Here is a 26,174-nt window from a genome sequence, read left to right as displayed (position 1 = left end):
AGAGATGGAACAAGCGCATACCCGGTTAATTGCTCAACTGAATGAACGGTTTGCGGCGGTGGATAATACCCCGCTTTATCTGAGATTTGCCGAGACGGTAAAAAACGCCGTGCGCAGCGGAATGCTGGAGCATGGCAACATTTTGCCGGGCGAGCGCGATCTGAGCCAGTTGACCGGGGTGTCGCGCATTACCGTGCGCAAAGCGTTGCAGGCGCTGGAAGAGGAGGGCGTGGTCACGCGTTCTCAGGGCTATGGCACGCAGATTAATAACATCTTTGAGTATTCCCTCAAGGAGGCGCGCGGGTTTTCTCAGCAGGTGGTCCTGCGCGGCAAAAAGCCTGACACCCTGTGGGTGAACAAACGGATCGTCAAATGCCCGGATGAGGTGGCATCGGAGCTATCAATCGCACCGCAAAGCGATGTCTTTATGCTGAAACGCATTCGCTACGTCGACGACGACGCCGTATCGATTGAAGAGTCCTGGGTGCCGGTTGGGCTGATCCACGACCCTGATGCCATCGGTATTTCTCTGTACGACTATTTCCGCAGCCAGAACATCTTTCCGCAGCTTACCCGCTCGCGCGTCAGCGCCCGGATGCCGGACAGCGAATTCCAGATGCACATCAAAATGGACGAAAAAATACCGGTGCTGGTGATCAAGCAAGTCGCGCTTGACCAGCAACACCGGCCGATTGAGTACAGTATTAGCTACTGTCGCAGCGATTTATACGTCTTTGTGTGCGAGGAGTAGTTCCTCGCGCGTCGGCGCACAGTCGCCGCCGCGATGACTAACTACCCACGCGGCCACCGCATTGCCAAGTAATACGGCGTCCGGCAGCGCCCAGCCCGCCGCCAGCCCGGCCAGCGTTCCACCTGCGTGGCTGTCACCTGCACCAATGGTATCCACCACCGTGGCGGGAAATGCCGGAACGTGCCCGGCATTTTCACCGTCGTAATACTCTGCGCCGTCTTTATCGTGCCGCACAATCAGCGGGCAGCTGTAATGCGCCTGCCACGCCTTGCCGAGGGTTTCCACGGACACACCTAGACGCTCCGCCGCAATAACGGCTTCCTGGCGATTCAGCGACACAATCGGTTTGCAGGCCATGATACGTGCCATCAATGCATCAGGAATATCCGCGATGCGTGGCCCAAAATCGATAAACGCCGTTACGTCTTTAAGCCCTTCCAGCCAGTGCGTCAGCAGGTCTCCGCACGGCGAGGCCAGCTGGTAGCCTGAGAGCGATACCAGGCTGTGAGGCGGCACCACAAGCGCGTCCAGCCAGCTCTGCTGCCACTGGTTTTCCACGCCGCTGAAAGACATAAAGGTGCGCTCGCCGTCCGGCTCCACCAGCGCCAGGCACCAGCCGTTATCACCGCTTTCGGCTTCCACCGCGCTGTGCAGATCCTGCTTTGTCATGGCGTTACGAATGATATCGGCCCACACGCCGTGCCCGACCGGCAGCGCGTTTTGCGCCGTGATCCCGAGGCGTTTCAGGGCGATAGCGATGTTCAGCGCACAGCCGCCAATGTTCACGCCCTGCTGTTTTAATTCGATATCACACCCGCGCCAGGGCAGGGCGTAGGCATCGGCGATCACGTCGATGACCGCCGCACCCAGTACCGTTACCGGACGCTGGGCCGTTAAGGTTTCAAGCTGGTGAGAAAGTTCGGTTCTCATGCGCCCTCTCTTTCTTCCCGATAGTGCAGCAGATGCTCGCAGTAGTAGCCAAAGTCCAGCTGATTCACCGCATCCAGCTCGGCTTTCAGGGCCGGATCAATCGCCTGCACGCCGTGCAGCGCGCCGCAAATCGCGGTCGCCATCGCACCGATAGTGTCCGTATCCCCGCCGAGATTCGCGCATAAAATTGCGCATCGGTTCGGGTCTGTCCCGGCCAGTTCCACCATCGCAATCGCCGCCGGAACGGACTCAATGGTGCTGGTGCCTGCGCCGACGAGCTGGTAAATCTGCTCGCTGGCAGAGTCTGTGCCGTTGGCCTCGCGCACGCTTTTAAGGGCCAGCTCCAGACGCGCAGCCAGAGAGGCGCTGAACGTGGTGGATCTGGACTCCTGGGCATAACGCGCGATGCCGGGCAGGGCGTCGACGATGTTCTGCCAGCTTTCCCCGTCAATGGCGCGGGAGATTGCCCAGGCGATCACCACCGCACCGGCAATCGCCAGATCCGATTTGTGCGTCGGACTTGAAGCGAGTGCCACCTGCTCAACAAAATGCTCAAGGCGAGTGGCCGGGAGCAGGCAGCCGAGCGGTGAGGCGCGCATCGCCGCGCCGTTGGTGACGCCATTATTTTCCAGCTCGCTCACCGGTTTACCGTTGCGGATGGCGTTAAGGGCAATTTTTGACGTTGGGCCGAGCACGTTCTTATTAAAAGCATCAAACTCTTCGGCCCACAGCAGGATATGCCTGCCGATGGCGTCGGGATCAATCTGCCCGTCGCATTCAATAATGGCATCCGCCAGGCTCAGGGCCATGGAGGTATCATCCGTAAACTCCGCCCGGCCAAAATAACAGGCGGCATTATTCTCTGCCGGGCCGGGCAAAAAGCGGTCGATCCAGCCAAAATGGGCCTTCACGCGGCTTCTTGGCCACAGCTCTGACGGCATGCCCATCGCATCCCCCAACATCTGCCCGTACAGGGCACCGAGAATACGTTCTGCTTTCATTTTACTTCCCCTCGTGTCAGCGCAGTATCGGCATCATCCACCTCAATGGCGGTGATCTCTTTATCCGATTCGCGGAAAAACAGCATAAACAGCACGGCGATAACGGCGATCATAATGCCGCCGAACGCCCACATTCCGGCCCAGTTGAAGGTCAACCCGTTCACAGGCTCTTTATAGGCAAACATTTTTTCCATCATCACGCCGCCCAGACGGTAGCCCAGCAGGCTGCCAAAGCCCTGGCAGCAGAGTGTGATCAGCCCTTGCGCTGCGGTACGCATATGCACAGGCGCTTTTTTGTCCACGTAGATATACGCGGTGACGTAATAGAAGTCGTAGCTTACGCCGTGGAGCAAAATGCCCAGGAACAGCAGCGCGTAGGTGAAGTACTGGTCCGCGCCACCGAAGACAAAGAAGCCGTAGCGGATGGCGGCGGTAATCAGGCCCAGCAGCAGGACCTTTTTAATACCAAAGCGCTTAGTGAAGAAAGGCAGCGCCAGCATAAAGAAGATTTCAGAGAACTGGCCGAGGGTCATCCAGCCGGTGGCGTTTTTCATGCCCACTTCCGTGAGATAACCGTTCGCAAAGATGTAGTAGAACGCCAGTGGCATCGCGAACAGGAACGAGCAGAAGAAGAACACGAGGAAGTTTTTATCGCGCAGTAAAATGAGCGCATCCAGCCCCAGCATCACTTTGATATCCAGCTTGCCGGTGCTCTTCGGCGGCGTGTTCGGCAGGAACAGGGCAAACACGCCCAGAAGCGCAGAGCTGGCCGCCGTCATCAGCAGGGGAATATTGGTGTCAGAAATATCGTTGTAGCCGAGCATCTGCGGCAGGAACCCGCAGGCCAGGCCCGAGGCGATCCAGCCAATCGTCCCCATCACGCGGATGCGCGGAAAATCGGCCTCCACGTCGTCGACGTTCGCAAAGGCAATGCTGTTGGTCAGGGCGATGGTCGGCATGTAGGTCAGAGAGTAGAGCAGCAGCAACGGGAAGAAGGCGCTGAACTGCGTTTGCTGAGCGGCGAAGTACATCAGAATTGCCCCGGCAAACATCAGCACCGCCAGCACTTTTTGCGCGGCAAAGAAGCGGTCTGTCAGCGAGCCAACGAGGATCGGCGAGAGGATCGCGGCGATAGCGGTACAGGCATACGACCAGCCAATTTCCCCGGCGGTAAAGCCGCTTTTACTCAGCCACAGCCACAGCGGCACAAACCACGCGCCCCAGATAAACCATTCAACAAACATCATGAATGACAGTTGGACTTTCGTTTTCATTGTTTAATCCTGCATGTCAGAGAGGGTACGCCTTTAACATACCACCCAATAATACCTTTTAAATACCTTTGCGATGATTGTTTGATCAATGTAACAGTTTTGTTGTACACGAAACGAGCCAGCAGATTGTGCTGAAAAAAATGACTCAGGCTGGAAAATAGGCTAAGACGGGTCCAGGCTTAGTCTGCTCACAAAAATGTGGGTATGGATATCACGCTCCGACACGATGTCGGAACTTACGGGAGCATCGCTATGACTGATATTGCGCAGCTGCTTGGCAAAGACGCCGACAGCCTTTTACAGCATCGTTGTATGACTATTCCAGCCGATCAGCTCTACCTGCCGGGCCACGACTACGTTGATCGGGTGATGATGGATAACAATCGCCCGCCTGCGGTTCTGCGAAACATGCAGACGCTTTACAACACCGGGCGCCTCGCCGGAACAGGCTATCTGTCCATTCTGCCCGTTGACCAGGGCGTCGAGCACTCTGCGGGAGCGTCGTTTGCCGCCAATCCGCTCTATTTCGATCCGAAGAATATTGTTGAGCTGGCGATTGAAGCCGGCTGTAACTGCGTGGCGTCAACTTACGGCGTGCTGGCCTCCGTGTCGCGCCGCTACGCGCACCGCATTCCCTTCCTCGTAAAACTGAACCATAACGAAACCCTGAGCTACCCGACCGAATACGACCAGACGTTATACGCCAGCGTCGAGCAGGCGTTTAACATGGGCGCGGTGGCGGTAGGGGCGACAATTTACTTCGGCTCTGAACAGTCCCGTCGTCAGATTGAGGAGATCTCCGCGGCGTTCGAGCGTGCCCACGAGCTGGGGATGGTCACGGTGCTGTGGGCCTATCTGCGTAACAACGCCTTCAAGAAAGATGGCGTGGATTACCACGTTTCTGCGGATCTCACCGGCCAGGCGAACCATCTGGCGGCGACCATTGGCGCGGATATCGTGAAGCAGAAAATGGCCGAAAATAACGGCGGCTATAAGGCGGTAAACTTCGGTTACACCGACGACCGTGTCTACAGCAAACTGACCAGCGAAAACCCGATTGATTTGGTGCGATACCAGCTCGCCAACTGCTACATGGGCCGCGCGGGGCTGATTAACTCCGGTGGTGCGGCAGGCGGCGAAACGGATCTGACCGATGCGGTGCGCACGGCGGTGATCAATAAACGCGCGGGCGGTATGGGCCTGATTCTGGGCCGTAAGGCGTTTAAAAAATCGATGACCGAAGGCGTTAAGCTGATCAATGCGGTGCAGGACGTGTATCTGGATACCAAAGTCACTATCGCATAGGTTTACTGCAATCCCTTCTCCGAACGGAGAGGGGATTTATCAGATCCGATAATTTCCCTCTCATTTCTATGGGAAAAGAGATAACCCAAAACCCCGTTTCATTTCAGCCAAACCCTTATCCCGATCAACTTCACACTTCCCCTCTCTTTTGTGAAAACTGTCACTCCTCACCGTGCATATGCCCAATAAATGGTCGATGCTTAGCGGAATTTGTCTAAGGCAGCGGACGAATTTTGCGCTTAAAGTTACTTTCGAAACAGCTTTTCAAGTTACGAAGTCGCTCTGAACCTCTGTTGTTTTAAGGACTGATAATGAAAATTGAATCTGTAAACGTCACCGTCTTCCAGTACCCGACGCGCCGGGTCTCCGACAGCGCCGGGCACTCGCACCCTGGCCCGGAAAGTATGGCCAAAATGGCGATGCTCTCGATCACGGCAGACGATGGCACCAAAGGGTACTCTTTCGCGCCGCCGGAAGTGGTGCGCCCCTTTGTGGTCAATACCTTCTTTCGCAAAGTGCTGGTCGGCCAGGATGCGTTCAATCGCGAGAAAATCTGGCAGGAGCTGGCGCACTGGCAGCGCGGGAGCGCGCACCAGCTCACCGAGCGCGCGCTTGGGTTCGTCGAGCAGGCGCTGTGGGATCTGATTGGTCGCAAACTGAATATGCCGGTCTGGAAACTGCTTGGCGGCTATCGCGATAAAGTTCCGGCCTACGGCAGTACCATGTGTGGCGATGATCTGCCAGGCGGCCTGTCGACGCCGGATGAGTACGCGAGCTTCGCTGAAACCCTGGTGGCGCGCGGATACAAAGCCATCAAACTTCACACCTGGATGCCACCCGTCTCGTTTGCGCCAAACCCGAAAATGGACGTCAAAGCCTGCGCCGCCGTGCGTGAAGCGGTCGGGCCGGATATCGATCTGATGATCGACGGCTATCACTGGTACAGCCGTACTGAAGCGTTGTACATCGGCAAAGAACTGGAAAAACTCAACTTCGCCTGGTTCGAAGAGCCGATGGAAGAGGAGAGCATGGCCTCCTACGCCTGGCTTGCGGAAAACCTGTCGATCCCGATTATCGGCCCGGAAAGCCTGGGCGGAAAACACCACAGCCGTGCCGACTGGGTGAAAGCGGGGGCGTGCGACATTCTGCGCGCGGGCGCTAACGGCGTGGGCGGGATCTCACCGACGCTGAAAGTGGCGAACCTTGCGGAGTCCTTCGGCATGGACTGTGAAGTGCACGGTAACGGCGCGGCAAGCCTCGCGGTGATCGGCGCCATTAAAAACTGCCGCTGGTATGAGCGCGGCCTGCTGCACCCGTTCCTTGATTACGACCAACCGGCGGCGTATCTCCACAGCCTGGTCGACCCGATGGATGAACATGGCATGGTCAGCCTGCCGAATCGCCCTGGACTCGGCGAAGACATTAATTTTGCGTATATCGAAGCCAATATCGTCAGCCACGACTGACACATAAAAACGTACCCTACAGGCGATATATACATGAAACAAACTCCGCTGTGCAGAGCGTGTGTACTCGCGCTCTCGCTGATGATGGGGAGCGGTGCGGCGTACGCGAAAACGCCGCCCGACCAGCTCATCATCGGCATGAACATGAACAACCTGCTGACCCTCGACCCGGCGGCGATGACCGGCAACGAAGTGGTTGGCATCGTGGTGAATCTCTACGATTCGCTGGTGGAGCTGGATCCGAACGAACTCACCCACGTCAGGCCCGCGCTGGCGAAATCCTGGGATATTGCGCCAGACGGCAAAACCCTGACTTTCCATCTGCGCGATAACGTCAAATTCCACTCGGGCAACCCGCTCACGGCGCAGGATGTGGTGTGGTCGATGCGCCGTCTGCTGCACCTCAATCTGGCGCAGGCGTCCGTCTGGAAATCCTACGGCTTTTCGAAGAAAAACATCGACCAGCAAATCCGCGCGACCGACGACTACACCGTGCAGATCGTGCTGCCCAAGCCTAACGATCCGCAGCTGGTAATTTATTCTCTCGGGGCGCTCGGCAATCTGGGGGTGCTCGACAGCAAAACGGTGCAGTCCCATGAGGTGAATAACGACTGGGGTAACCGCTGGCTGACCACCAACGAGGCCGGTTCTGGCCCATTCATGCTGGAAACCTGGCAGGCGAAAGATGTGCTGCGTATGCAGCGCAACCCGCACTACTGGCGCGATGAACCGAAAATGAATCGCGTCGTGCTGCGCCACTTTCAGGAGTCACAAACCCTGCGCCTGATGATTGAGAAAGGCGATCTGGATATTGCCAGTAACATGGCGGTGTCGGATATCAACGCCCTGCGCAAAGACCCTCAGCTTACGGTTGAAGCCGTGCAGAAGGGGACGGTCTATTACGTGGCGATGAGCATGAAAGAGGCGCACTTCGCCAACCCGAAAGTGCGCGAAGCGGTGCGCTATCTGATTGATTATCAGGGCATCAACAAAGCCCTGATGCCGGGCTACGGTGTGCTGCATCAGCGCCCAATCAAAGCCGGTATGCCGTCGACGCTCCCTGATCCGGGTTACCGGCTGGATATTCCGCGCGCCAAAAAGCTGCTGGCAGAGGCGGGCTATCCGGAAGGTTTCGACACCACCCTGCGCGTGCTGGCGGATCAGCCGTTCCTTAATATTGCCATCGCGGTGCAGTCGACGCTGATGCAGGCGGGGATCAATGCCAAAATCATCACCGGTACCGGCAATCAGATCTACGGCGCCATGCGCGAGCGTAAGTTCGACATGCTGGTCGGGCGCGGCGGGAGCGGCGTCGAACCGCACCCGCACTCCAGCCTGCGTGCGCTGGTCTATAACCCGGACAACAGCGACGAAGCGCGGCTCACCAACTTCCAGGGCTGGCGCACCAGTTTCTACGACAAGCCGCTGAACGAGATGATCGACAAAGCACTGCTGGAACGCGATCCGCAGAAGCAAGTGGCGGATTATCAGCAAATCCAGGTGCGCTACGACGAACTCATTCCGGCAATGGTGCCGCTGTCGCAGATGGTGGATTCCGTTGTCGTGCGTAATGAAGTGAAAAACTTCCAGTCGCACCCGTCGGCCACCACTTTCCTGCGTGAAGTCTACAAAACCGGAGGTGAAAAATGAGCGTCGCGATCCTCTCTCCCGGCTCCCGGACCCGCCGTTTCTCAAAGCGACTGACGCAGGTGCTGGTGACGCTGTTTGGCCTGCTGCTGCTGACGTTCTTTATTGGCCGCGTGATGCCGGTCGATCCGGTGCTGGCGATTGTCGGCCCGGATGCCGACCACAGCACCTATCAGCAGGTTTATCATCAGTTGGGCTTCGACCAGTCGTTGCTGACGCAGTTTGGTATATATCTGAACAACCTGCTGCACGGCGATCTGGATAACGCGCTGCTGACGGGCAAACCGGTCACAGACGATATTCTGCGCGTCTTCCCGGCAACGCTGGAGCTGGCGACGATGGCGATTATCGTCGGCGCGGGGTTAGGCATTCCGCTTGGCGTGCTGGCGGCGGCGCGTCGTAACAGTCTTTCTGATTATGTGGTGCGCATTATCAGCCTTGCGGGTTACTCCACGCCGATCTTTTGGGTCGGGATGATGGGGCTGCTGCTGTTCTACGCCTGGCTCGGCTGGGTGGGCGGCGCGGGACGGCTCGATCTGGGGCTGGACGGTATTGTGCCGCGTCGGACCGGGCTTATGACCATCGATGCGCTGCTGGCCGGAAACAGCGCCGTGTTCTGGAATGCGATCAATCACCTGGTGCTGCCCGCGTCGTTACTGGGCTTCCATTCGCTGGCCTACATCAGCCGCATGACGCGCAGCTTTATGCTGGCGCAGCTCTCCCAGGAGTTCATCATCACCGCGCGGGTGAAAGGCTTAACCGAGCGTCAGGTGATCTGGAATCACGCGTTTCGCAATATCCTCGTTCAGCTGTTAACGGTCGTGGCGCTGGCCTACGGCTCGCTGCTGGAAGGGGCGGTGCTGATTGAAACCGTCTTCTCCTGGCCGGGCTTTGGCTCCTATCTCACCGGCAGCCTGCTGCTCGGCGATATGAATGCGGTGATGGGCTGTGTGCTGCTGGTGGGGCTGATCTTCGTGATGCTCAACCTGCTCTCCGACATGCTGTATCAACTCTTCGACCCGAGGACGAAATCATGACCGTTTCTCTGGATTCGCCGCTGGGGGCGCGCAACAGCGAAAGCCGCCAGCGTATTAAACGCACCCTGAACCGGGCGGGCGGTTTTGTCGGCAAAATGGCGCGCAATCCGCTGACTGCCATCGGCGGCGGGATTGTTCTGCTACTGCTGATCGTGGCCGCCTTTGCGCCGCTGATTGCGCCCTACAACCCGCTGGTGCAGGACCTCAACAATGCGCTGGTCGCGCCGAATGCGCAGCACTGGTTCGGCACCGACGAGTTTGGCCGCGATATTTTCAGTCGCCTGGTGTACGGCTCGCGCATCACGCTCTATATCGTGCTGCTGGTGTCGGTCACCGTCGGGCCGCTCGGTTTGCTGCTGGGCGTCACTGCCGGGTATTTCGGTGGCAAAGTGGATGCGGTGCTGATGCGGGTGACGGATATCTTTATCTCGTTCCCGAGCCTGGTGCTGGCGCTGGCATTCGTGGCAGCGCTCGGTCCGGGGCTGGAGCACGTGGTGATTGCCATTACGCTCACCGCATGGCCGCCGATAGCGCGCCTGGCGCGTGCGGAAACGCTCTCTTTGCGTCAGGCCGATTTTATCTCGGCGGTACGCCTGCAGGGCGCGTCTCCCGTCCGCGTGCTGTGGCGTCATATCGTGCCGCTGTGTCTGCCGTCGGTGATTATCCGTATCACCATGAACATGGCGGGGATCATCCTGACCGCTGCCGGTCTGGGCTTTCTCGGCCTGGGCGCGCAGCCGCCGGAGCCGGAGTGGGGCGCGATGATCTCCAGCGGGCGCACTTACATGATGGAGTGCTGGTGGGTAGTGACTATTCCGGGGCTGGCGATTCTGATCAACAGCCTGGCGTTCAACTTCTTAGGAGATGGCCTACGTGACATCCTCGATCCTCGCAGCGAATAACGTTCCACTGCTCGATGTGCGCGATCTGCACGTCGATTTTATCAACGGCGGCGCGGTGACCCATGCCGTGCGCGGCGTCTCCTTCCAGCTCGGACGCGAAAAGCTGGCGATTGTCGGCGAGTCCGGCTCAGGGAAATCCACCGTCGGGCGCGCGCTTTTGCGTCTGCACCCGGCAAAAGCGCGCATCAGCGCAACCAGGATGCAGTTTGGCGATGTCGATCTGCGCAGCGTCAGCGAGGCGCAAATGCGCGGCATTCGCGGTAAGCGCATCTCAATGATCATGCAGGACCCGAAATACTCTCTCAATCCGGTCGTCTGTGTCGGCGATCAGATCGCCGAAGCCTGGCTGACGCACCATCCGGGGCGCAAAGCCGAGGCCAAAGCCAAAGTGCTGGAGATGCTCGACGTGGTGCGCATTCGCCAGCCGGAGCGGGTCTATCACCTCTATCCGCATGAAATTTCCGGCGGCCAGGGGCAACGCATCATGATCGCCATGATGCTGATCACCGATCCCGAGCTTGTGATCGCCGATGAACCGACCTCCGCGCTGGATGTCTCTGTGCGTTTGCAGGTGCTGGGATTGCTGGACGATCTGGTGAAATCCCGCGGCCTGGGGCTGATTTTTATCAGCCACGATATCAACCTGGTGCGCAGTTTCTGTGACCGGGTGCTGGTGATGTACGCCGGGAGGGTGGTGGAATCCATCGCCGCCTGCGATCTGCACAAGGCGCAGCATCCTTATACCCAGGGGTTAATCAGCGCCCTGCCGGAACTTAACCACCGCCGTCCGGTGCTGCCGGTATTGCAGCGTCAGGCCAGCTGGCTTACGGAGTAAGGAGCAGAGATGATCGAGATTAACAACCTCAACCTGGCCTTTGGCGAGGGTGAAAAGCGCAATCAGGTGCTGAGCGATGTGAATATTCACGTCGGCGAAGGGGAAATTTACGGGCTGGTGGGGGAGTCGGGTTCCGGCAAAACCACGGTGCTGAAATGTCTGGCCGGGCTGTTCACCCACTGGGACGGCGAACTTGCCATCGACGGGAAACCGCTGGGGCGAAAGATTAACGCTGAGCGTTGCCGTCGCGTGCAGATGGTCTTTCAGGACCCGTACGGATCGCTGCATCCGCGTCATACAATCGGCGATATTCTGGAAGAGCCGCTGCAAATCCACGGCATTCAGGATCGCGACCGGCGTATCCACGGTTTGCTGGATAAAGTGGGGCTGAACCGGGCGTTTCGCGATCGCTATCCGCATCAGCTCTCCGGTGGGCAGCGTCAGCGCGTGGCCATCGCCAGGGCACTGATTCTGGAGCCGCAGGTGTTGCTGCTGGATGAACCGACGTCGGCGCTGGACGTGTCAGTGCAGGCGGAGATCCTTAATTTACTGGCGGAACTCCAGCGCGAATCGAATCTCACCTATTTAATGGTGACGCACGATCTGGGCGTGATTGCGCACCTGTGCCAGAAAGTGGCGGTGATGCAGTACGGCAAGATTCTGGAGACCCTGAGCGTGGATGAACTGGTCGCCGGAAACGCCAAAACCGACTATACGCGGATGCTGGTCAATGCCAGCCAGCAGTACAGCCGGGAGATGGCGCGCGAGGTGGCGGCGTATTAAGTGGCGTGGGGGCCGGGTGGTAGCTGCACCTTTGCGGGCCTACGGGTGTGCAGGCTCGTGCAAGGAAAGCGTCGCCTGGCAAAACGGTCACCGCAGAAGCGCACAATCCGGCGGCAAACGGCACTCCAGCGCACCGGGAAGCAGGGAAATACGGAAATGTTCCCCGCTGAGCGGCTCGCCGTCGAGATTAAAGGTCATGCCGTGTGGGGCGATAATTTCAAACCACGCGGACTGTCCGTCGAGCACATTCGGGCTCTCTTCCGGGCGGGTCAGTGTGGTGAACAGGGCAGGCAGCATGCCGTCGCTGGTGAAGATACGCAGCTGTAACAGCCCATCGTTGATCAACGCGTCCGGACACAGCTGCTGTCCGCCGCCCGCCTGACGCCCGTTTCCGATACCGATCACCAGCGCATCGCCCTGCCAGTGGAAGTTTTCACCGTTAATTTCGCAGCGATCGGGCTTGAGCATATCCATGCGCATCAAACCGTGAATCAGATACGACACACCGCCAAGGGCTGCTTTCAGTTTCTCCGGCGTTTCGCTGGTAATGCGCGTACCAAATCCGCCCGTCGCCATATTGATAAAACAGGTTTTATCATTCACCTGGGCAATATCCACCGCTGCCGGTTTCCCGACAATAGCCAGCTGGAGCGCCTTGTCCAGCGTCTCCGGAATGCCTGCGCTGGTGGCGAAATCATTGGCGGTACCGAGCGGTAAAATGCCCATTACCGGGCGCTGAGCACTATCGTGTTCAATCAGCGCCGTCGCGACTTCGTTAATGGTGCCATCGCCGCCCCCGGCGATCACCGTCGCCACCCCAAGCCGACAGGCTTCGTCGATATACCGCGCGGCATCGCCTTTTTCCCAGGTCACGCGAACGTGAATGTTCGCGCCAGTATCACGCAAGTCGGCAATCGCCTGGCGCAGAAGGTCGTTGCCTGCGCTTTTGCCGTTGAGGATCAATAAACTATCCGGATATGTCGCCATTCAGCGTTGCTCCCTTTTTTAGCACTAACAAGAGTGTATCCCAGCGAGGGAAAAAGCGGGTAAGAACAGGATGAAAGGGCAAAAAATAAGCCTGCGTAAGGGAGATTACGCAGGCTAAGGAGGTGGTTCCTGGTACAGCTAGCATTTATGGGTTATGTTTTTCAGCGCAGGGGATAATACCCGTATTGAACGAAGCGGTATGTGATCCGATTCTAAGAATTATCCCATGCTGAAAAAATCCCGACAGTTGACTATTTACTGTGCGGATTACGGGTGCTTTCGCCAGCAAAATTGCGCATCAGCAGCGCGTATTCCAGCTCCACCTCTTCCGGTACCGGCAGCCACACGGTGTGACCATCCCCAGGGGCGACGGTGATTGCTTCGCCTTTACCGTTTTCCAGATGCTCCAGCGTGAAGTTGATATTGCCCTGCGGGGTCATCAGCTCCAGGCTGTCGCCTTTGGTGAATTTATTTTTTACTGCCACTGCCGCCAGCGGGCCTTTGCGCGCGCCGGTAAAGTCGCCGACAAACTGCTGGCGCTCGGAGATGGAGTAGCCGTGCTCGTAGTTCTGATAATCGTCATGAGTATGACGACGCAGGAAGCCTTCGGTGTAGCCGCGATGAGCCAGGCCTTCCAGGGTTTCCAGCAGGCTGGTATCAAACGGTTTTCCCGCTGCGGCGTCGTCGATGGCTTTACGGTACACCTGTGCGGTACGGGCGCAGTAGTAGTAGGACTTGGTGCGGCCTTCGATTTTCAGCGAGTGCACGCCCATCTGCGTCAGACGCTCGACGTGCGCAATCGCGCGCAGATCTTTGGAGTTCATGATGTAGGTGCCGTGTTCGTCTTCAAACGCCGTCATGTATTCGCCCGGACGTTTGGCCTCTTCAATCATAAACACGCTGTCGGTTGGTGCGCCCACGCCCAGCGTCGGCTCCACGGTTTTCACCGGAATCGGTTCATGCTTGTGCACGATGTTGCCCACATCATCTTCTTTCCCTTCCTGGACGTTATATTCCCAGCGGCAGGCGTTAGTGCAGGTTCCCTGGTTCGGGTCGCGCTTGTTGATGTAGCCGGAGAGCAGGCAGCGGCCAGAGTAGGCCATGCACAGGGCGCCGTGAACGAAGATTTCGAGTTCCATTTCCGGCACCTGGGTGCGGATCTCTTCGATCTCTTCAAGAGAGAGCTCGCGCGACAGAATCACACGCGTCAGGCCCATCTGTTTCCAGAATTTGACCGTCGCCCAGTTGACGGCGTTGGCCTGCACGGAAAGATGGATATCCATCTCCGGGAAATTCTCACGCACCAGCATGATTAAACCGGGATCGGACATAATCAGCGCATCAGGACCCATTTCCACAACCGGCTTCAGATCGCGAATAAACGTTTTCAGCTTGGCGTTGTGCGGCGCGATGTTCACGACCACGTAAAATTTCTTGCCCAGGGCATGCGCTTCGTTGATGCCGAGCTGCAAATTCTCGTGGTTGAATTCGTTATTACGCACGCGCAGAGAGTAACGCGGCTGGCCCGCATACACCGCATCGGCACCGTAAGCGAAAGCGTAACGCATATTCTGCAGCGTTCCCGCCGGGGAAAGGAGTTCTGGTTTAAACATGTTTGTTCTCGTTCTGATGACAGGTCAGATCCGCGTGCACCCGGTGCAGCGGTAAGGGGAGATCCCCTACTTTAAGGGCGGGCATTGTAGCGCTGCGGGGGAGGGAGGTAAAGCGCCGGTTGGCGGCAAAGCCTGCCCGGCGGGTCTGGCGGGTCAGGTTAAATCTTTCACCATCTGGCTGGAGCCATTATTTTTCACCGAGGCGATACCACTTTCCCGCGTCTGCTCGGAAGCATAAAGCTGGCTTGAACCGATCACCTGGTGGTTTGCCGCCTTCAGGTTGAAGTGATATTTCCCGTTGGTCGCCGTTTTTTTCTCATAGCGCTCGTCGTGCGGGCTATTGGTACGCACGGAGGCAATGCCGTTTTCTGCTGCGGATTTGGTGGTGTACAGCTCACTGGTGAGGATAATTTCTCCGTTTCCTGCTTTCAGAACAAATCTGAACTGCCCGTCACTGCTTTTGCTTAGTTCGAACCAACCAGCCATAAAACACTCCTTGAGGAAAGTTAACGAGAAACAGGCGACAGCTAAACGCACCGACAAGAAGAGTATGGATGATAATGTGAGACTTTCTAGTGAAGAAAAACCCGCCAGCAGGCGGGTCAGATTTGGGGGAATCTTTTACGCGATCCGACAGGCATCCGCCTCCCAGCGATACCCCACGCCGTACACCGCGCGGATAAACGACTGATCGGCGTCGAGCGATTCCAGTTTCCGGCGCAGGTTCTTGATATGGCTGTCGATGGTGCGGTCCGTCACCACGCGGTAATCGTCATAGAGATGATTCAGCAGCTGTTCGCGGGAGAACACTTTCCCCGGCTCGTGAGAGAGGGTTTTCAGCAGGCGGAATTCCGCCGGTGTCAGGTCCAGCAGTTTGCTGCGCCAGCTTGCCTGGAAGCGGCTCTCATCGACAATCAGCGGGCTTTCGGCGTCGAGCACCTGAAGTTCGCGCTGTGGACGGCAGCGGCGCAGAATCGTTTTCACGCGGGCGACCACTTCACGCGGGCTGTAGGGTTTGCAGATGTAATCATCGGCACCGATTTCCAGCCCCAGCAGGCGATCGATCTCTTCGATTTTCGCCGTTACCATCACTATCGGCACGTCGGAAAAACGGCGGATTTCGCGGCACAGCGTCAGGCCGTCGGTGCCAGGGAGCATGAGATCCAGCAGGATCAGATGCGGCGGCGTCTGGCGCACATAGGGCAGCACCTGATCGCCGTGATTAATCAGCGTGGGGGCATAGCTTGCCGCGCGTAAATAGTCGATCAATAACTGCCCAAGCTTAGGCTCGTCCTCCACGATCAGAATGCGTGGTGTGTTTTCGTCAATGGGTAACTCAGTCATACTTCTCTCGATAAATCGCGTTCCAGCGGTAACTCTACTGTAATGCTAACCCCGCCAAAAGGCGAATGGGCGGCGCGGATAGTGCCCCCGTGCGCCTCGACGATGTTAACGCAAATCGCCAGCCCCAGACCCGAACCGCCGCTGGCACGATTGCGGGAGCCTTCGGTGCGGTAAAAGCGCTCGAACAGTTTCTCCAGCTGCGCGTCCTGCACTCCCGGCGCGGAATCGGCAAAGGTGAGGGCGAAACGCCCGTCTTCGACGCGGCCAGAAATGCGCAGTGCGCCGCCGCCGTCCGTATAGCGCAGGCTGTTTTCCAGCAGGTTATTAAACAGCTGCATCAGACGGTCCGGATCGCCGAAGACCACGGCGCTATCCGGCAGGGAGAGTTCAATGTTCAGATTTCGGCTGGCGAAGCGTTCGCGGAACGCACCGCTGACCACTTCCAGAATATTGATCACATCGACAGGCGCTTTTTGATAGGCCAGCGCGCCCTCATCGGACATGGAAAGCTGATGCAGATCGTCCACCAGCTTGGTCAGGGTGCCCACTTCTGCCTGCAACGAGGTGACGGACTCAGGCGTAAACTGGCGTACACCGTCCTGAATGGCTTCCAGTTCACCGCGCAGCACTGCCAGCGGCGTGCGCAGCTCGTGGGAAATATCGGCCATAAAATCGCGGCGCATCTGCTGGTTTTTCTCAAGCGTACTGGCGAGCTGGTTGAAGTCCTGCGCCAGTTTGCCCAGTTCGTCCTGGCTACGGGTATCCACGCGGGTGGTAAAGTCTCCTGCCGCCAGTTTGTGCGTGCCTTCCACCAGCCGTTTGACGGGTGCCAGCAGGCCGCGCGCCAGCGGGAACGTCGCCAGTGCCGCAAGCAGGGTGGAGAGGGCGACAATCAGCCAGCTGGTCTGGCGTTGCTGGCGATCAAAGTTGATATCCGTGTTGCGCGTCAGCCGTTCGACCGGAGAGGCGATCACCCAGCCGACAGTGGCACCGTTAAACATAATGGCCCGCCGCGTGCCGTCAGGTGGAACCGGCGCGCGAGGCCCGACCAGCACGTATTTATCCTGGTCGATCACCCAGAACTGTGTGCGCCAGCCGTGTGGCGGCATCCCCGGCCCCGGGCGATCGTCGTCGTTATCGTGCTCAAGCGATTTGAGGATCTGGAACACAAAGCGGTCGTTATTACGCAGGAAACGCCAGTTACCGTGCAGGGCATACTGATCGGCGAGCGCGTCGCTCAAGCCCTGTAGCCGCTGTTCGTTTCCGCGCTTAATGTAGTCGATAAAACCCCGTTCGAAGCTGACCCGCACGGCCCAGTGCATAGTGATAAGCAGCACGATACAGGTGGCGAAAATCGCCAGAAACAATTTTCCAGTAATGCCGGGGCGCCAGAATTTCATGACTCACTCCTTTTACGTCGGCTGATGACGACGTTCTTGCTGGTATCATCCGGGACCCGGGCGAAAATTAAGGCGGGCAGGGCGATAATCACCGCCATGCTGAGATAGGTGTAAAGGAAGACCTGATGCGCGCCGGCAGTATCAGCGCCCAGATGATGCTGACCGTACATGCCGAGCAGCAGGCCCGCGACGGTCACGCCCACGCTCATGGAGAGCTGCATGATCATCGACAGCAAACTGTTGCCGCTGCTCGCCAGCTCGTCGGGCAGATCCTTCAGCGTCAGGGTGTTCATCGACGAGAAACGCGTGGAGTTAATCACCCCCTGGAAGAACAGCACCAGCGGCAGAGCGTAATACCAGCCCATCAGCGCCACGGCCATAAACAGCAGGCTGATCAGCGCCAGTCCCAGCGTTGCGGCGACCAGCACCCGGCGATAGCCAAAGCGGTTCACCACCTGCACCACAATGCGTTTCATGCCCATGCTGCCAAGCACCATCGGGATCATCATCAAACCGGCGTGGAACGGCGAAAAGCCCAGTCCGATCTGCAGGAACACCGGCGTCATAAACGGCAACATGCCGCTGCCAAGACGCCCGGCGAAGCTGCCGAGCAGCCCGAGGCGGAAGGTGTGATTGCGAAACAGCGACAGGCTGAACAGCGCCTGGTCGTTATCCCTGGCGTGCCACAGATACCACAGCACCGACAGAACGCCGATAGTCACCAGCAGTGCCAGCGTGAGGGTGGAAATCCCCAGCCCTTTTTGCCCGTCCAGCGCCAGGGTCAGCGTCGCCATGCCCGCTGCCAGCAGCACAAAACCGAAGAGATCAAAGCGCCGCGTCTGCATTTTGTAGTTCGGCATCAGCCACAGCGTGGCGATCGCGCCGACAACCCCGACCGGAAGATTAATCAGGAAAATCCAGTGCCAGGAGGCGTACTCCACCAGAATCCCGCCGAGGGCAGGGCCGAGCAATGGCCCGACCTGGCCGGGCAGCGTCACGAAGGTCATCGCCGCCATATATTGTTCGCGCGGCACGATTTTCATCACCGTCAGTCTGCCGACGGGCACCATCATCGCTCCGCCGACGCCCTGCAACACGCGCGCCATCACCAGCTCGTTCAGCGTGTCGGCCTGCGCGCAAAACAGCGAGCCGAGGGTGAACAGAATAATGGCGGTGAAGAAGATATTGCGCACCCCAACTTTGTCCGCCAGCCAGCCGCTGGCGGGCAGCATCACCGCCACCGTCAGCACATAGGAGACGATGACCATGTGCATGTGCAGCGGACTCTCCCCCAGGCTTTTCGCCATCGAGGGGAGGGCGGTGTTAACAATGGTGGTATCCAGCGACTGCATAAAGAAGCCGAAGGCGACAATCCACAGTTGCCAGCGAACATTGTTGGGCAGATCAGTCATTTACTCGCTTACCGTTTCTCTGTTTTTACGTGAAAAACGCACCCGCAGGCGGTCGAAGAACAGATACACCACCGGTGTGGTATAGAGTGTCAACAGCTGGCTCATCACCAGCCCGCCGACGATGGTGATCCCCAGCGGCTGGCGCAGTTCAGAGCCATCACCGCCGGAAATCACCAGCGGCAGTGCGCCAAACAGCGCCGCCAGCGTGGTCATCATAATCGGGCGGAAGCGCAGCAGGCAGGCCTGGAAAATGGCGTCCTGCGGCGACATATTGCCGTTGCGCTGCGCGTCGAGGGCGAAATCGACCATCATGATCGCGTTTTTCTTCACTATGCCTATTAATAGCATGATCCCGATAAGCGCAATGAGGCTAAAGGGCGCGCCAAATAACTCCAGCGCCAGCAGCGCGCCGACGCCCGCTGACGGCAGAGTGGAGAGGATCGTCAGCGGATGGACGTAGCTTTCGTACAGAATGCCGAGCACGATATAGACCGTTGCAATCGCCGCCAGAATCAAAATCACCTGTGAGTTCATCGTCTCCTGGAACACCTGCGCGGTGCCTGCAAAGCTGCCGCGCACGGTCGACGGCACGCCAAGCTGGGTCATGGCGCGGTTGATCGCATCGCTGGCCTCAGAAAGCGACGAGCCGGTCGGCAGGTTAAATGACACCGTTGACGCCGCCGACAGCCCCTGATGGTTTACCGACAGCGGCGCGTTGGCGGGCTGCCAGCTGGCGAAGTAGGAGAGGGGGATCGATTTACCGTCGTTGTTGATAACGTACATCTTATCCAGCGCGCTGATGTCCTGGGTGTAGCGCGGATCGACCTCCATCACCACTTTGTACTGGTTCATCGGCTGGTAGATAGTGGAAATCTGGCGCTGACCAAAGGCGTTGTTGAGCAAACTGTTGGCCGCTTCAACGTTAATGCCGAGCCGCGCCATGGTTTCGCGGTCATAGGTCAGGTTCATCTCCGCGCCGTTATCCTGCTGGTCCGAGTTCACATCGGCCAGCTCCGGCAGGGCCGCCAGCGCTTTACGGATTTTCGGCTCCCACTCGCGCAGGGCAGCCAGATCGTCTGACAAAAGGGTGTACTGATAGCTGGCGTTAGCCTGACGCCCACCGACGCGGATATCCTGAACGGCCATCAAAAACAGATTCGCGCCCGGCTCTTTGGCGAGCTTCACGCGCAGGCGGTCGATCACCTGCTGCGCCGTTTCGTTGCGCTCGCCGCGTGCTTTCAGGGTGATAAACATCATCCCGCTGTTAACGCGCGAACCGCCGGTAAAGCCCGTCACGTTATCGACGGCAGGATCTTCCCGGATGATCTTCATGAAATCCTGCAGCTTCACGCGCATCGCCTGGAACGAAATGCTCTGATCCGCCTGAATCCCGCCCATCAGCACGCCTGTGTCCTGCTCGGGGAAAAAGGTTTTCGGAATGCTGATGTACATCCAGACGTTGAGCGCGATGGTACCCACCAGCACAAAACCGACGATTCGCGTGTGGTTCAGCACCCATTTCAGTGACTTGCCGTAACCCTCCTGCATCGCCACCAGCAGGCGGCCAACGCCTTTTTTACGCGGCTGGGAATGGGGCTTGCTGCGCTTAAGCATCCAGCCGCACATCATCGGTGTCAGGGTCAGGGAGATCACCAGCGAGATACCTATGGCGACAGAAAGCGTGACGGCGAACTCGCGCAATAACCGCCCCGGCAGTCCGCCCATCAGCAGCAGCGGCAGGAATACCGCCACCAGCGACAGGCTCATGGAGAGCACCGTAAAGCCTACTTCGCGCGTCCCCTGAAGCGCGGCCTGCAACGGTTTCATCCCCGCTTCCAGATGGCGCGAAATATTTTCCAGCACCACGATGGCGTCATCGACCACGAATCCGGTGGCGATAGTCAGGGCCATCAGCGACAGGTTATTAAGACTAAATCCGCACAGGTACATGGCGGCGAAAGTGCCAATCAGCGATACGGGCACCGCCACGGCAGGGATCAGCGTCGCGCGACCGGAGCGCAGGAACAGGAACACCACCAGGATAACCAGCCCGACGGAGATAATCAGCGTCTGCTCGACCTCTTCCAGCGAGGCGCGAATAGTCGGGGAGCGATCCTGGGCGATTTGCAGATCGATCGCCGCCGGAATTGTCTCCTGCAGTTCCGGCAGACGCTCGCGAATGCTGTTCACAGTCTGGATGATATTGGCTTCCGGCAGTTTGCGGATCATCAGCAAAATTGCCGGTTTGGCGTTCGTCATCCCGGCGTTACGCACGTCCTGCACCGAGTCGGTGACACTTGCCACATCGCTTAAACGCACCGCCGCGCCGTTGTTGTAGTGAATAATCAGCGGCTGATATTCCGCCGCGGTTTTTAGCTCATCGTTGGTCTGGATCTGCCAGCGATGGCTGCTGTCCTCAATCGCCCCCTGCGGCCTGCGCACGTTGGCGTTGCTGATGGCGGTGCGCACATCATCCAGCGAGACCCCCTGGTTAAACAGCGCTTCCGGGTTCAGGCCCACGCGCACCGCGGGCAGGGAGCTACCGCCGACATCGACGTCGCCGACGCCGTCGATCTGGGCGATGGTCTGCGCCAGCTGCGTCGAGGCGAAATCGTACAGTTCGCCCTGGGAGTAGGTGTCTGATGTCAGCGTTAAAATCATGATCGGCGCATCGGACGGGTTGGCTTTGCGATAGGTAGGACGGCTCGGCATCCCGCTGGGCAGCAGGCTTTGCGCGGCGTTGATGGCGGCCTGCACGTCGCGGGCGGCGCCATTGATATCGCGGTCAAAGTTGAATTCCAGAATGATTCGCGTGCTGCCGAGGGAACTGCTGGAGGTCATTTCACTGACGCCCGCAATGCGTCCGAGAGAGCGCTCCAGCGGCGTGGCCACCGATGAGGCCATCGTTTCTGGCGACGCGCCGGGCAGGGAGGCGCTGATCATGATCACCGGGAAATCTACCTGCGGCAGCGGGGCCACCGGCAGCAGCCGGAAGCCGAGCACGCCGCACAGGGTGATGGCGAGGGAGATCAAAATCGTTGCCACCGGGCGGTAAATGAAGAGGGCGAAAAACTTCACTTACGCCTCCTCTTCACGTTTCGGGAAGCGCGCTTTGAGCCTCAGCGCCAGGCTGTCAAACAGCAGGTAAATCACCGGCGTGGTGAACAGCGTCAGCACCTGGCTGACCAGCAAACCGCCGACCATACCGATCCCCAGCGGACGGCGCAATTCCGCACCGACGCCGGTACTGAGCATCAGCGGCAGTGCGCCAAGCAGGGCGGCCATGGTGGTCATCAGGATCGGACGAAAACGCAGCAGGCAGGCCTGGAAAATGGCCTCGCGCGGGGCCATGCCCTGTTCGCGCTCGGCGGCAAGGGCGAAGTCGATCATCATGATGGCGTTTTTCTTGACGATGCCGATCAGCAAAATAATGCCGATAATCGCAATCACATCCAGCTCACTGCCCGACAGCATCAGCGCCAGCAGCGCGCCCACGCCCGCCGTGGGCAGGGTGGAGAGGATCGTCACCGGATGGATAAAGCTCTCATACAGTACGCCGAGCACAATATACATCGCCACGACCGCCGCAACGATAAGCCAGATGGTGTTCCCGAGTGCGGCCTGGAACGCCAGGGTGCTGCCCTGGAACTGGGTCTGGATATCCGTCGGGAAGCTAAGGGTTTTCTCGGCGTTGAGAATGGATTCCACCGCTTCCCCGAGGGAGTAATTGTCCGGCACGTTAAACGAAATGGTGGTGGACGGGAACTGGTCGAGATGGTTGATGGAGAGCGGCGTAAAGCGCTGCTCGACGGTGGCAATTGCGCTCAGCGGCACCATCCCGCCGTCTTTGCTGGTCAGGCGAATCGAATCCAGCGCCGCAAGGCCCGGCGTCTGTTCAGTGTTGTGCTCCAGCACCACGCGATACTGGTTGGCCTGGGTGTAAATCGTGGAGATCAGGCGCTGGCCGAAGGCGTTGTACAGCGCGTTATCCACATCGGCCATGGAAATGCCCAGACGGCTGGCGGTGTCACGGTTAACGTTGACGTAGGCAGCCAGCCCCTGATCCTGCCAGTCGCTGCTCACGTCCGACAGCTGCGGCAGTTCCTGGAGCTTACTGACCAGTTGCGGAACCCAGGTGCTAAGCGCCTCCAGGCTGGTGGCCTGCAGGGTGAACTGGTACTGGGTGCGGCTGACGGTGGTATCGATGGTCAAATCCTGAGTCGGCTGGAGATACAGCTCGACGCCTGGCACTCTTGCCACCGCAGTTTGCAGCCGTTCGATCACGGTATTCACGCGATCGTCGCGGTCGTCCAGCGGTTTGAGATTGATCTGCAGGCGAGCGCTGTTCAGCGACGGATTGGTGCCGTCCACGCCGACAAACGACGTCAGGCTCTCGACCGCCGGATCTTTCATGATCACCTCGGACACCTGCTGCTGGCGCTGGGCCATGCTGGCGAAGGAGACGGACTGCGGCGCCTGCAGCGTACCCTGAATAATGCCGTTATCCTGAATCGGGAAGAAGCCTTTCGGGATCATCACCCACAGCAGCATGCTCAGGGCCAGCGTTCCCAGCGCGACGCTCAACGTCGCCCACGGGTGATTGAGCACTTTGGTCAGCATCCGGCCATAGGCCGCAATCACGCGTTCAAACAGGCGCTCGGAGGCGCGAGAAAAACGGTTTTGCTTGCGCAGGGATTCCGCGCTCAGCATGCGGGCGCACATCATCGGCGTCAGCGTCAGGGAGACCACGGCGGAGATGAGAATCGCCACTGCCAGGGTGACGGCAAATTCGCGGAACAGACGGCCAACGATATCGCCCATAAACAGCAGCGGGATCAGCACCGCAATCAGCGAGAAGGTGAGGGAGATAATGGTAAAGCCGATCTCGCCTGCGCCTTTTAGCGCTGCGGCCAGCGGCTTCTCGCCTTTTTCGATATAGCGCGAAATGTTCTCGATGACCACGATTGCATCATCGACCACGAACCCGGTGGCGATGGTGAGCGCCATCAGGGTGAGGTTGTTGATGGAGAAATCGAGGAACACCATTACCGCAAAGGTCCCGACCAGCGACAGCGGAACGGCGACGGCAGGGATAATGGTCGCTGGAACATTACGCAGGAAGACGTAAATAATCATCACCACCAGCGCAATCGCCAGCATCAGCTCGAACTGGGTGTCGCTGACGGAGGCGCGGATATTGGTGGTGCGATCCGACAGGACCTTGACGCTCACCGATTTCGGCAGGCTCTCGATCAGCTGCGGCAACATAGTGCGAATGCTGTCGGCGGTGTCGATAATGTTCGCGCCCGGCTGGCGCTGGACGTTCATCACAATCGCCTGCTGTTTGTTGGCCCATGCGCCGAGCCAGCTGTTTTCTGCACCTTGCTCTACGGTGGCCACATCACCGAGGCGAATGGGGGCGCCGTTCTGGTAAGCCACAATCAACTGACGATACTCGTCGGCGGACTGCATCTGGTCGTTAGCCGAGAGCGTGACGGCGCGCGTTGGGCCGTCCAGCGAGCCTTTTGCCGAGTTGACGTTGGCGCTGCTGATGGCGGTGCGGATGGTTTCGCTGGTCAATCCGAGGGCGGCAATCGCCTGGGCGTTCAGTTTCACGCGCACGGCCGGACGCTGACCACCGGAGAGTGTCACCAGCCCGACGCCGGAGACCTGGGAGATTTTCTGCGCCACGCGCGTTTCCACCATATCTTCCACCTGTGTCATCGGCATGGCGGAGGAGGTGACGGCGAGGGTCATGATCGGCGGATCCGCCGGATTGACCTTGCTGTAAACCGGTGGATTGGGCAGGTCGGAGGGCAGCAGATTGGTGGCTGCGTTAATCGCCGCCTGCACTTCCTGCTCGGCCACGTCGAGAGGCAGGGTGAGCTGGAATTGCAGCGTCACCACCGACGCGCCGCCGGAGCTTTGCGATGACATCTGTTTCAGGCCCGACATCTGCCCAAACTGGCGCTCCAGCGGGGCAGTGATCGCCGACGTCACCACATCCGGGCTGGCGCCAGGATAGAGGGTGACGACCTGAATCGTTGGGTAATCCACTTCGGGCAGGGCCGACACGGGCAGGAAGCGATAGCCGATAATCCCTGCCAGCAGGATCGCCACCATCAGCAGCGTGGTGGCGACGGGGCGTAAAATGAACAGGCGTGATGGCCCACCTGTGGAGCTGGGTGGCAATACCTGCATCAGGACGCCGCTCCCTGTTTCACGTGTTCACGTTTAGCCGGTTTTTCGCTGGTGGCCGTATCCGTGTGTGCTTCAACGACTTCGACTTTGGCCCCTTCGGTCAGACGGTCGATCCCGTCCGTTACCACGCGATCGCCTGCGGAAAGGCCCGCGCTGATGACCACCGTCTGGCTGTCCTGAATACCCGGTTTCACCAGATGTTTGCTGACTTTATTGTCACTGTTCAGCACCCAAACAAAGTTGCCTTCGTTGCCCATCTGCAGCGCCGCCGTTGGGATCACCACCGCATTCTCCTCGGTAGCGACGAGCATCCGCGCGTTGACGAACTGGTTCGGGAACAGGGCGTCATCCTGATTGGTAAAGCGGGCTTTAAGCTTGATGGTGCCGGTGGTGGTATCGATCTGGTTATCCAGGCTCAGCAGTTGGCCGTCGCTCAGCTTGGCTTTGTTCGCACGATCCCAGGCTTCTACCGCCAGGGTCTGGCCGTTTTTTTGCGCCTGAACGACGGTGGCGATTTCGCTTTCCGGCAGGGTAAAGACGAGATCAATTGGATGCGTTTGGGTGAGCACCACGATACCGGTGGTGTCGCCGCTGGATATCTGGTTGCCGATATCGACCTGTTTCAGGCCGACGCGTCCGTCAATCGGCGCGGTAATGCGACTCCAGTCGAGCTGCAATTGTGCGCTGGCGACGGCGGCTTCATCCGCTTTAATGGTGCCCTGGGCTTCGCTCACCAGCGACTGCTGCGTGTCCAGCTCCTGACGGGAAACGAGGTTGGTTTTTACCAGTTGCTGATAACGCGCCAGATCGCGCTGGGCGTTGGCAAGCGTTGCTTTATCTTTGGCGAGCTGGCCTTGCGCCTGTGCGAGGGCCACTTTGAACTGACTCGGATCGATTTCAGCCAGCAGATCGCCAGCTTTGACCTGTTGGCCTTCCTGGAAGTGGATCGCCATCAGCTGTCCATCGACGCGGCTGCGCACGGTTACTGTGTTTGCGGCGGTAACCGTCCCAAGACCGGTGAGATAACGAGGAACCGATTTGCTGACGGCGGTCGCGGCCTGTACCGGGGCAAGCGCGCCACCGCGCATGCCGTGACGTCCACCGCCCGCAGGGCGTTGCGTCTGGCCGTTAGCGCCTGCCGGAGCGGCACTCTGCGCCGATTGATTGTGCCAGTACCACGCGGCGGCAAGGGCCACCACAATGACACCGACGGCGATTGCCCAGCGGAATTTTTTGCTGCCTTTCATCGTTATACGTTCTCTTCCTGAAACACTTCGGGGAATGAT

Annotated in this window: 20 protein-coding genes; 8 read left to right on the top strand and 12 right to left on the bottom strand. The window is 58.8% G+C overall.

Annotation, left to right across the window (positions count from 1 at the left end):
* Positions 1 to 4: 4 nt before the first annotated feature.
* Positions 5 to 751, top strand: a complete 747-nt coding sequence (locus ETG88_RS17770; protein ID WP_129035999.1) for a GntR family transcriptional regulator — start codon at positions 5 to 7, stop codon at positions 749 to 751.
* On the opposite strand, the gene ETG88_RS17765 is transcribed toward ETG88_RS17770, so the two are convergent.
* The 3 genes from ETG88_RS17765 to ETG88_RS17755 are packed head-to-tail and all read right to left on the bottom strand — an operon-like array spanning position 725 to position 3,956.
* On the bottom strand, positions 725 to 1,681 hold the full coding sequence (locus tag ETG88_RS17765; RefSeq protein WP_129035998.1) for a PfkB family carbohydrate kinase: 957 nt from the start codon (positions 1,679 to 1,681) through the stop codon (positions 725 to 727). The two genes, ETG88_RS17770 and ETG88_RS17765, sit on opposite strands and share 27 nt — an antisense overlap.
* Positions 1,678 to 2,682: an ADP-ribosylglycohydrolase family protein gene (locus ETG88_RS17760; protein WP_129035997.1), complete on the bottom strand. Its 1,005-nt coding sequence runs from the start codon at positions 2,680 to 2,682 to the stop codon at positions 1,678 to 1,680. The genes ETG88_RS17765 and ETG88_RS17760 overlap by 4 nt, the downstream gene beginning before the upstream one ends.
* Positions 2,679 to 3,956 (bottom strand): nucleoside permease, encoded by a 1,278-nt coding sequence (locus tag ETG88_RS17755; protein WP_100779581.1) that lies wholly within the window; start codon positions 3,954 to 3,956, stop codon positions 2,679 to 2,681. Before ETG88_RS17755 ends, ETG88_RS17760 begins: the two co-directional genes overlap by 4 nt.
* A 252-nt stretch (positions 3,957 to 4,208) precedes the next feature.
* On the opposite strand from ETG88_RS17755, the gene fbaB reads away from it, so the two are divergent.
* From fbaB to ETG88_RS17720, 7 genes are all read left to right on the top strand, one after another.
* Positions 4,209 to 5,261, top strand: coding sequence for a class I fructose-bisphosphate aldolase (gene fbaB, locus ETG88_RS17750; RefSeq protein WP_129035996.1), 1,053 nt, complete (start codon positions 4,209 to 4,211; stop codon positions 5,259 to 5,261).
* 311 nt (positions 5,262 to 5,572) lie between these two features.
* Positions 5,573 to 6,727 carry a mandelate racemase family protein gene (locus ETG88_RS17745; RefSeq protein WP_100779583.1) on the top strand — a complete coding sequence of 385 codons (1,155 nt, stop codon included), beginning with the start codon at positions 5,573 to 5,575 and terminating at the stop codon, positions 6,725 to 6,727.
* Between the two features lie 33 nt (positions 6,728 to 6,760).
* On the top strand, positions 6,761 to 8,377 hold the full coding sequence (locus ETG88_RS17740; protein ID WP_100779584.1) for an ABC transporter substrate-binding protein: 1,617 nt from the start codon (positions 6,761 to 6,763) through the stop codon (positions 8,375 to 8,377).
* Entirely contained in the window at positions 8,374 to 9,411 is a 1,038-nt protein-coding gene (locus ETG88_RS17735; RefSeq protein WP_129035995.1) for an ABC transporter permease, read from the top strand. Before ETG88_RS17740 ends, ETG88_RS17735 begins: the two co-directional genes overlap by 4 nt.
* Positions 9,408 to 10,313 carry an ABC transporter permease gene (locus tag ETG88_RS17730; RefSeq protein ID WP_123427338.1) on the top strand — a complete coding sequence of 302 codons (906 nt, stop codon included), beginning with the start codon at positions 9,408 to 9,410 and terminating at the stop codon, positions 10,311 to 10,313. Before ETG88_RS17735 ends, ETG88_RS17730 begins: the two co-directional genes overlap by 4 nt.
* The gene (locus ETG88_RS17725) at positions 10,285 to 11,148 is read left to right on the top strand and encodes an ABC transporter ATP-binding protein (protein ID WP_129035994.1); all 864 of its coding nucleotides are present in this window, start codon (positions 10,285 to 10,287) and stop codon (positions 11,146 to 11,148) included. Before ETG88_RS17730 ends, ETG88_RS17725 begins: the two co-directional genes overlap by 29 nt.
* A 9-nt stretch (positions 11,149 to 11,157) precedes the next feature.
* A complete protein-coding gene (locus ETG88_RS17720) occupies positions 11,158 to 11,931 on the top strand; it encodes an ABC transporter ATP-binding protein (RefSeq protein ID WP_102104106.1) in 774 nt (257 codons plus the stop codon).
* 87 nt (positions 11,932 to 12,018) lie between these two features.
* On the opposite strand, the gene yegS is transcribed toward ETG88_RS17720, so the two are convergent.
* The 9 genes from yegS to ETG88_RS17675 form a co-directional block, all read right to left on the bottom strand.
* Positions 12,019 to 12,918: a lipid kinase YegS gene (yegS, locus tag ETG88_RS17715; RefSeq protein WP_100779589.1), complete on the bottom strand. Its 900-nt coding sequence runs from the start codon at positions 12,916 to 12,918 to the stop codon at positions 12,019 to 12,021.
* 251 nt (positions 12,919 to 13,169) lie between these two features.
* A complete protein-coding gene (gene trhP, locus ETG88_RS17710) occupies positions 13,170 to 14,531 on the bottom strand; it encodes a prephenate-dependent tRNA uridine(34) hydroxylase TrhP (protein WP_100779590.1) in 1,362 nt (453 codons plus the stop codon).
* Between the two features lie 153 nt (positions 14,532 to 14,684).
* Positions 14,685 to 15,017 carry a YegP family protein gene (locus ETG88_RS17705; protein WP_129035993.1) on the bottom strand — a complete coding sequence of 111 codons (333 nt, stop codon included), beginning with the start codon at positions 15,015 to 15,017 and terminating at the stop codon, positions 14,685 to 14,687.
* 135 nt (positions 15,018 to 15,152) lie between these two features.
* The gene (gene baeR, locus ETG88_RS17700; protein ID WP_123427411.1) at positions 15,153 to 15,875 is read right to left on the bottom strand and encodes an envelope stress response regulator BaeR; all 723 of its coding nucleotides are present in this window, start codon (positions 15,873 to 15,875) and stop codon (positions 15,153 to 15,155) included.
* Positions 15,872 to 17,275 (bottom strand): envelope stress sensor histidine kinase BaeS, encoded by a 1,404-nt coding sequence (baeS, locus tag ETG88_RS17695; RefSeq protein ID WP_129035992.1) that lies wholly within the window; start codon positions 17,273 to 17,275, stop codon positions 15,872 to 15,874. Before baeS ends, baeR begins: the two co-directional genes overlap by 4 nt.
* The gene (locus ETG88_RS17690; RefSeq protein ID WP_102104104.1) at positions 17,272 to 18,687 is read right to left on the bottom strand and encodes an MFS transporter; all 1,416 of its coding nucleotides are present in this window, start codon (positions 18,685 to 18,687) and stop codon (positions 17,272 to 17,274) included. The genes baeS and ETG88_RS17690 overlap by 4 nt, the downstream gene beginning before the upstream one ends.
* On the bottom strand, positions 18,688 to 21,765 hold the full coding sequence (gene mdtC / locus ETG88_RS17685) for a multidrug efflux RND transporter permease subunit MdtC (protein WP_129035991.1): 3,078 nt from the start codon (positions 21,763 to 21,765) through the stop codon (positions 18,688 to 18,690). It lies immediately after the preceding gene.
* Complete coding sequence (locus tag ETG88_RS17680; RefSeq protein WP_129035990.1) at positions 21,766 to 24,888, bottom strand: MdtB/MuxB family multidrug efflux RND transporter permease subunit; 3,123 nt, start codon at positions 24,886 to 24,888, stop codon at positions 21,766 to 21,768. It lies immediately after the preceding gene.
* On the bottom strand, positions 24,888 to 26,135 hold the full coding sequence (locus tag ETG88_RS17675) for an MdtA/MuxA family multidrug efflux RND transporter periplasmic adaptor subunit (RefSeq protein ID WP_129035989.1): 1,248 nt from the start codon (positions 26,133 to 26,135) through the stop codon (positions 24,888 to 24,890). The genes ETG88_RS17680 and ETG88_RS17675 overlap by 1 nt, the downstream gene beginning before the upstream one ends.
* Positions 26,136 to 26,174: the final 39 nt, after the last annotated feature.

Source organism: Lelliottia nimipressuralis, from assembly GCF_004115925.1.
GTDB lineage: Bacteria > Pseudomonadota > Gammaproteobacteria > Enterobacterales > Enterobacteriaceae > Enterobacter > Enterobacter nimipressuralis.
Note: the sequence above shows the minus strand (reverse complement) of the source record. Positions and strands in the feature narration are given on the sequence as shown.

What these genes read in the sequence shown, in the direction of transcription:
- ETG88_RS17675 (WP_129035989.1), bottom strand. Translation starts at nt 26,135, where the DNA reads ATGAAAGGCAGCAAAAAATTCCGCTGGGCAATCGCCGTCGGTGTCATT.
- yegS (WP_100779589.1), bottom strand. Translation starts at nt 12,918, where the DNA reads ATGGCGACATATCCGGATAGTTTATTGATCCTCAACGGCAAAAGCGCA.
- ETG88_RS17705 (WP_129035993.1), bottom strand. Translation starts at nt 15,017, where the DNA reads ATGGCTGGTTGGTTCGAACTAAGCAAAAGCAGTGACGGGCAGTTCAGA.
- ETG88_RS17720 (WP_102104106.1), top strand. Translation starts at nt 11,158, where the DNA reads ATGATCGAGATTAACAACCTCAACCTGGCCTTTGGCGAGGGTGAAAAG.
- ETG88_RS17770 (WP_129035999.1), top strand. Translation starts at nt 5, where the DNA reads ATGGAACAAGCGCATACCCGGTTAATTGCTCAACTGAATGAACGGTTT.
- ETG88_RS17680 (WP_129035990.1), bottom strand. Translation starts at nt 24,888, where the DNA reads ATGCAGGTATTGCCACCCAGCTCCACAGGTGGGCCATCACGCCTGTTC.
- ETG88_RS17730 (WP_123427338.1), top strand. Translation starts at nt 9,408, where the DNA reads ATGACCGTTTCTCTGGATTCGCCGCTGGGGGCGCGCAACAGCGAAAGC.
- ETG88_RS17740 (WP_100779584.1), top strand. Translation starts at nt 6,761, where the DNA reads ATGAAACAAACTCCGCTGTGCAGAGCGTGTGTACTCGCGCTCTCGCTG.
- ETG88_RS17690 (WP_102104104.1), bottom strand. Translation starts at nt 18,687, where the DNA reads ATGACTGATCTGCCCAACAATGTTCGCTGGCAACTGTGGATTGTCGCC.
- baeR (WP_123427411.1), bottom strand. Translation starts at nt 15,875, where the DNA reads ATGACTGAGTTACCCATTGACGAAAACACACCACGCATTCTGATCGTG.
- ETG88_RS17760 (WP_129035997.1), bottom strand. Translation starts at nt 2,682, where the DNA reads ATGAAAGCAGAACGTATTCTCGGTGCCCTGTACGGGCAGATGTTGGGG.
- ETG88_RS17735 (WP_129035995.1), top strand. Translation starts at nt 8,374, where the DNA reads ATGAGCGTCGCGATCCTCTCTCCCGGCTCCCGGACCCGCCGTTTCTCA.
- baeS (WP_129035992.1), bottom strand. Translation starts at nt 17,275, where the DNA reads ATGAAATTCTGGCGCCCCGGCATTACTGGAAAATTGTTTCTGGCGATT.
- ETG88_RS17745 (WP_100779583.1), top strand. Translation starts at nt 5,573, where the DNA reads ATGAAAATTGAATCTGTAAACGTCACCGTCTTCCAGTACCCGACGCGC.
- ETG88_RS17755 (WP_100779581.1), bottom strand. Translation starts at nt 3,956, where the DNA reads ATGAAAACGAAAGTCCAACTGTCATTCATGATGTTTGTTGAATGGTTT.
- fbaB (WP_129035996.1), top strand. Translation starts at nt 4,209, where the DNA reads ATGACTGATATTGCGCAGCTGCTTGGCAAAGACGCCGACAGCCTTTTA.
- trhP (WP_100779590.1), bottom strand. Translation starts at nt 14,531, where the DNA reads ATGTTTAAACCAGAACTCCTTTCCCCGGCGGGAACGCTGCAGAATATG.
- ETG88_RS17765 (WP_129035998.1), bottom strand. Translation starts at nt 1,681, where the DNA reads ATGAGAACCGAACTTTCTCACCAGCTTGAAACCTTAACGGCCCAGCGT.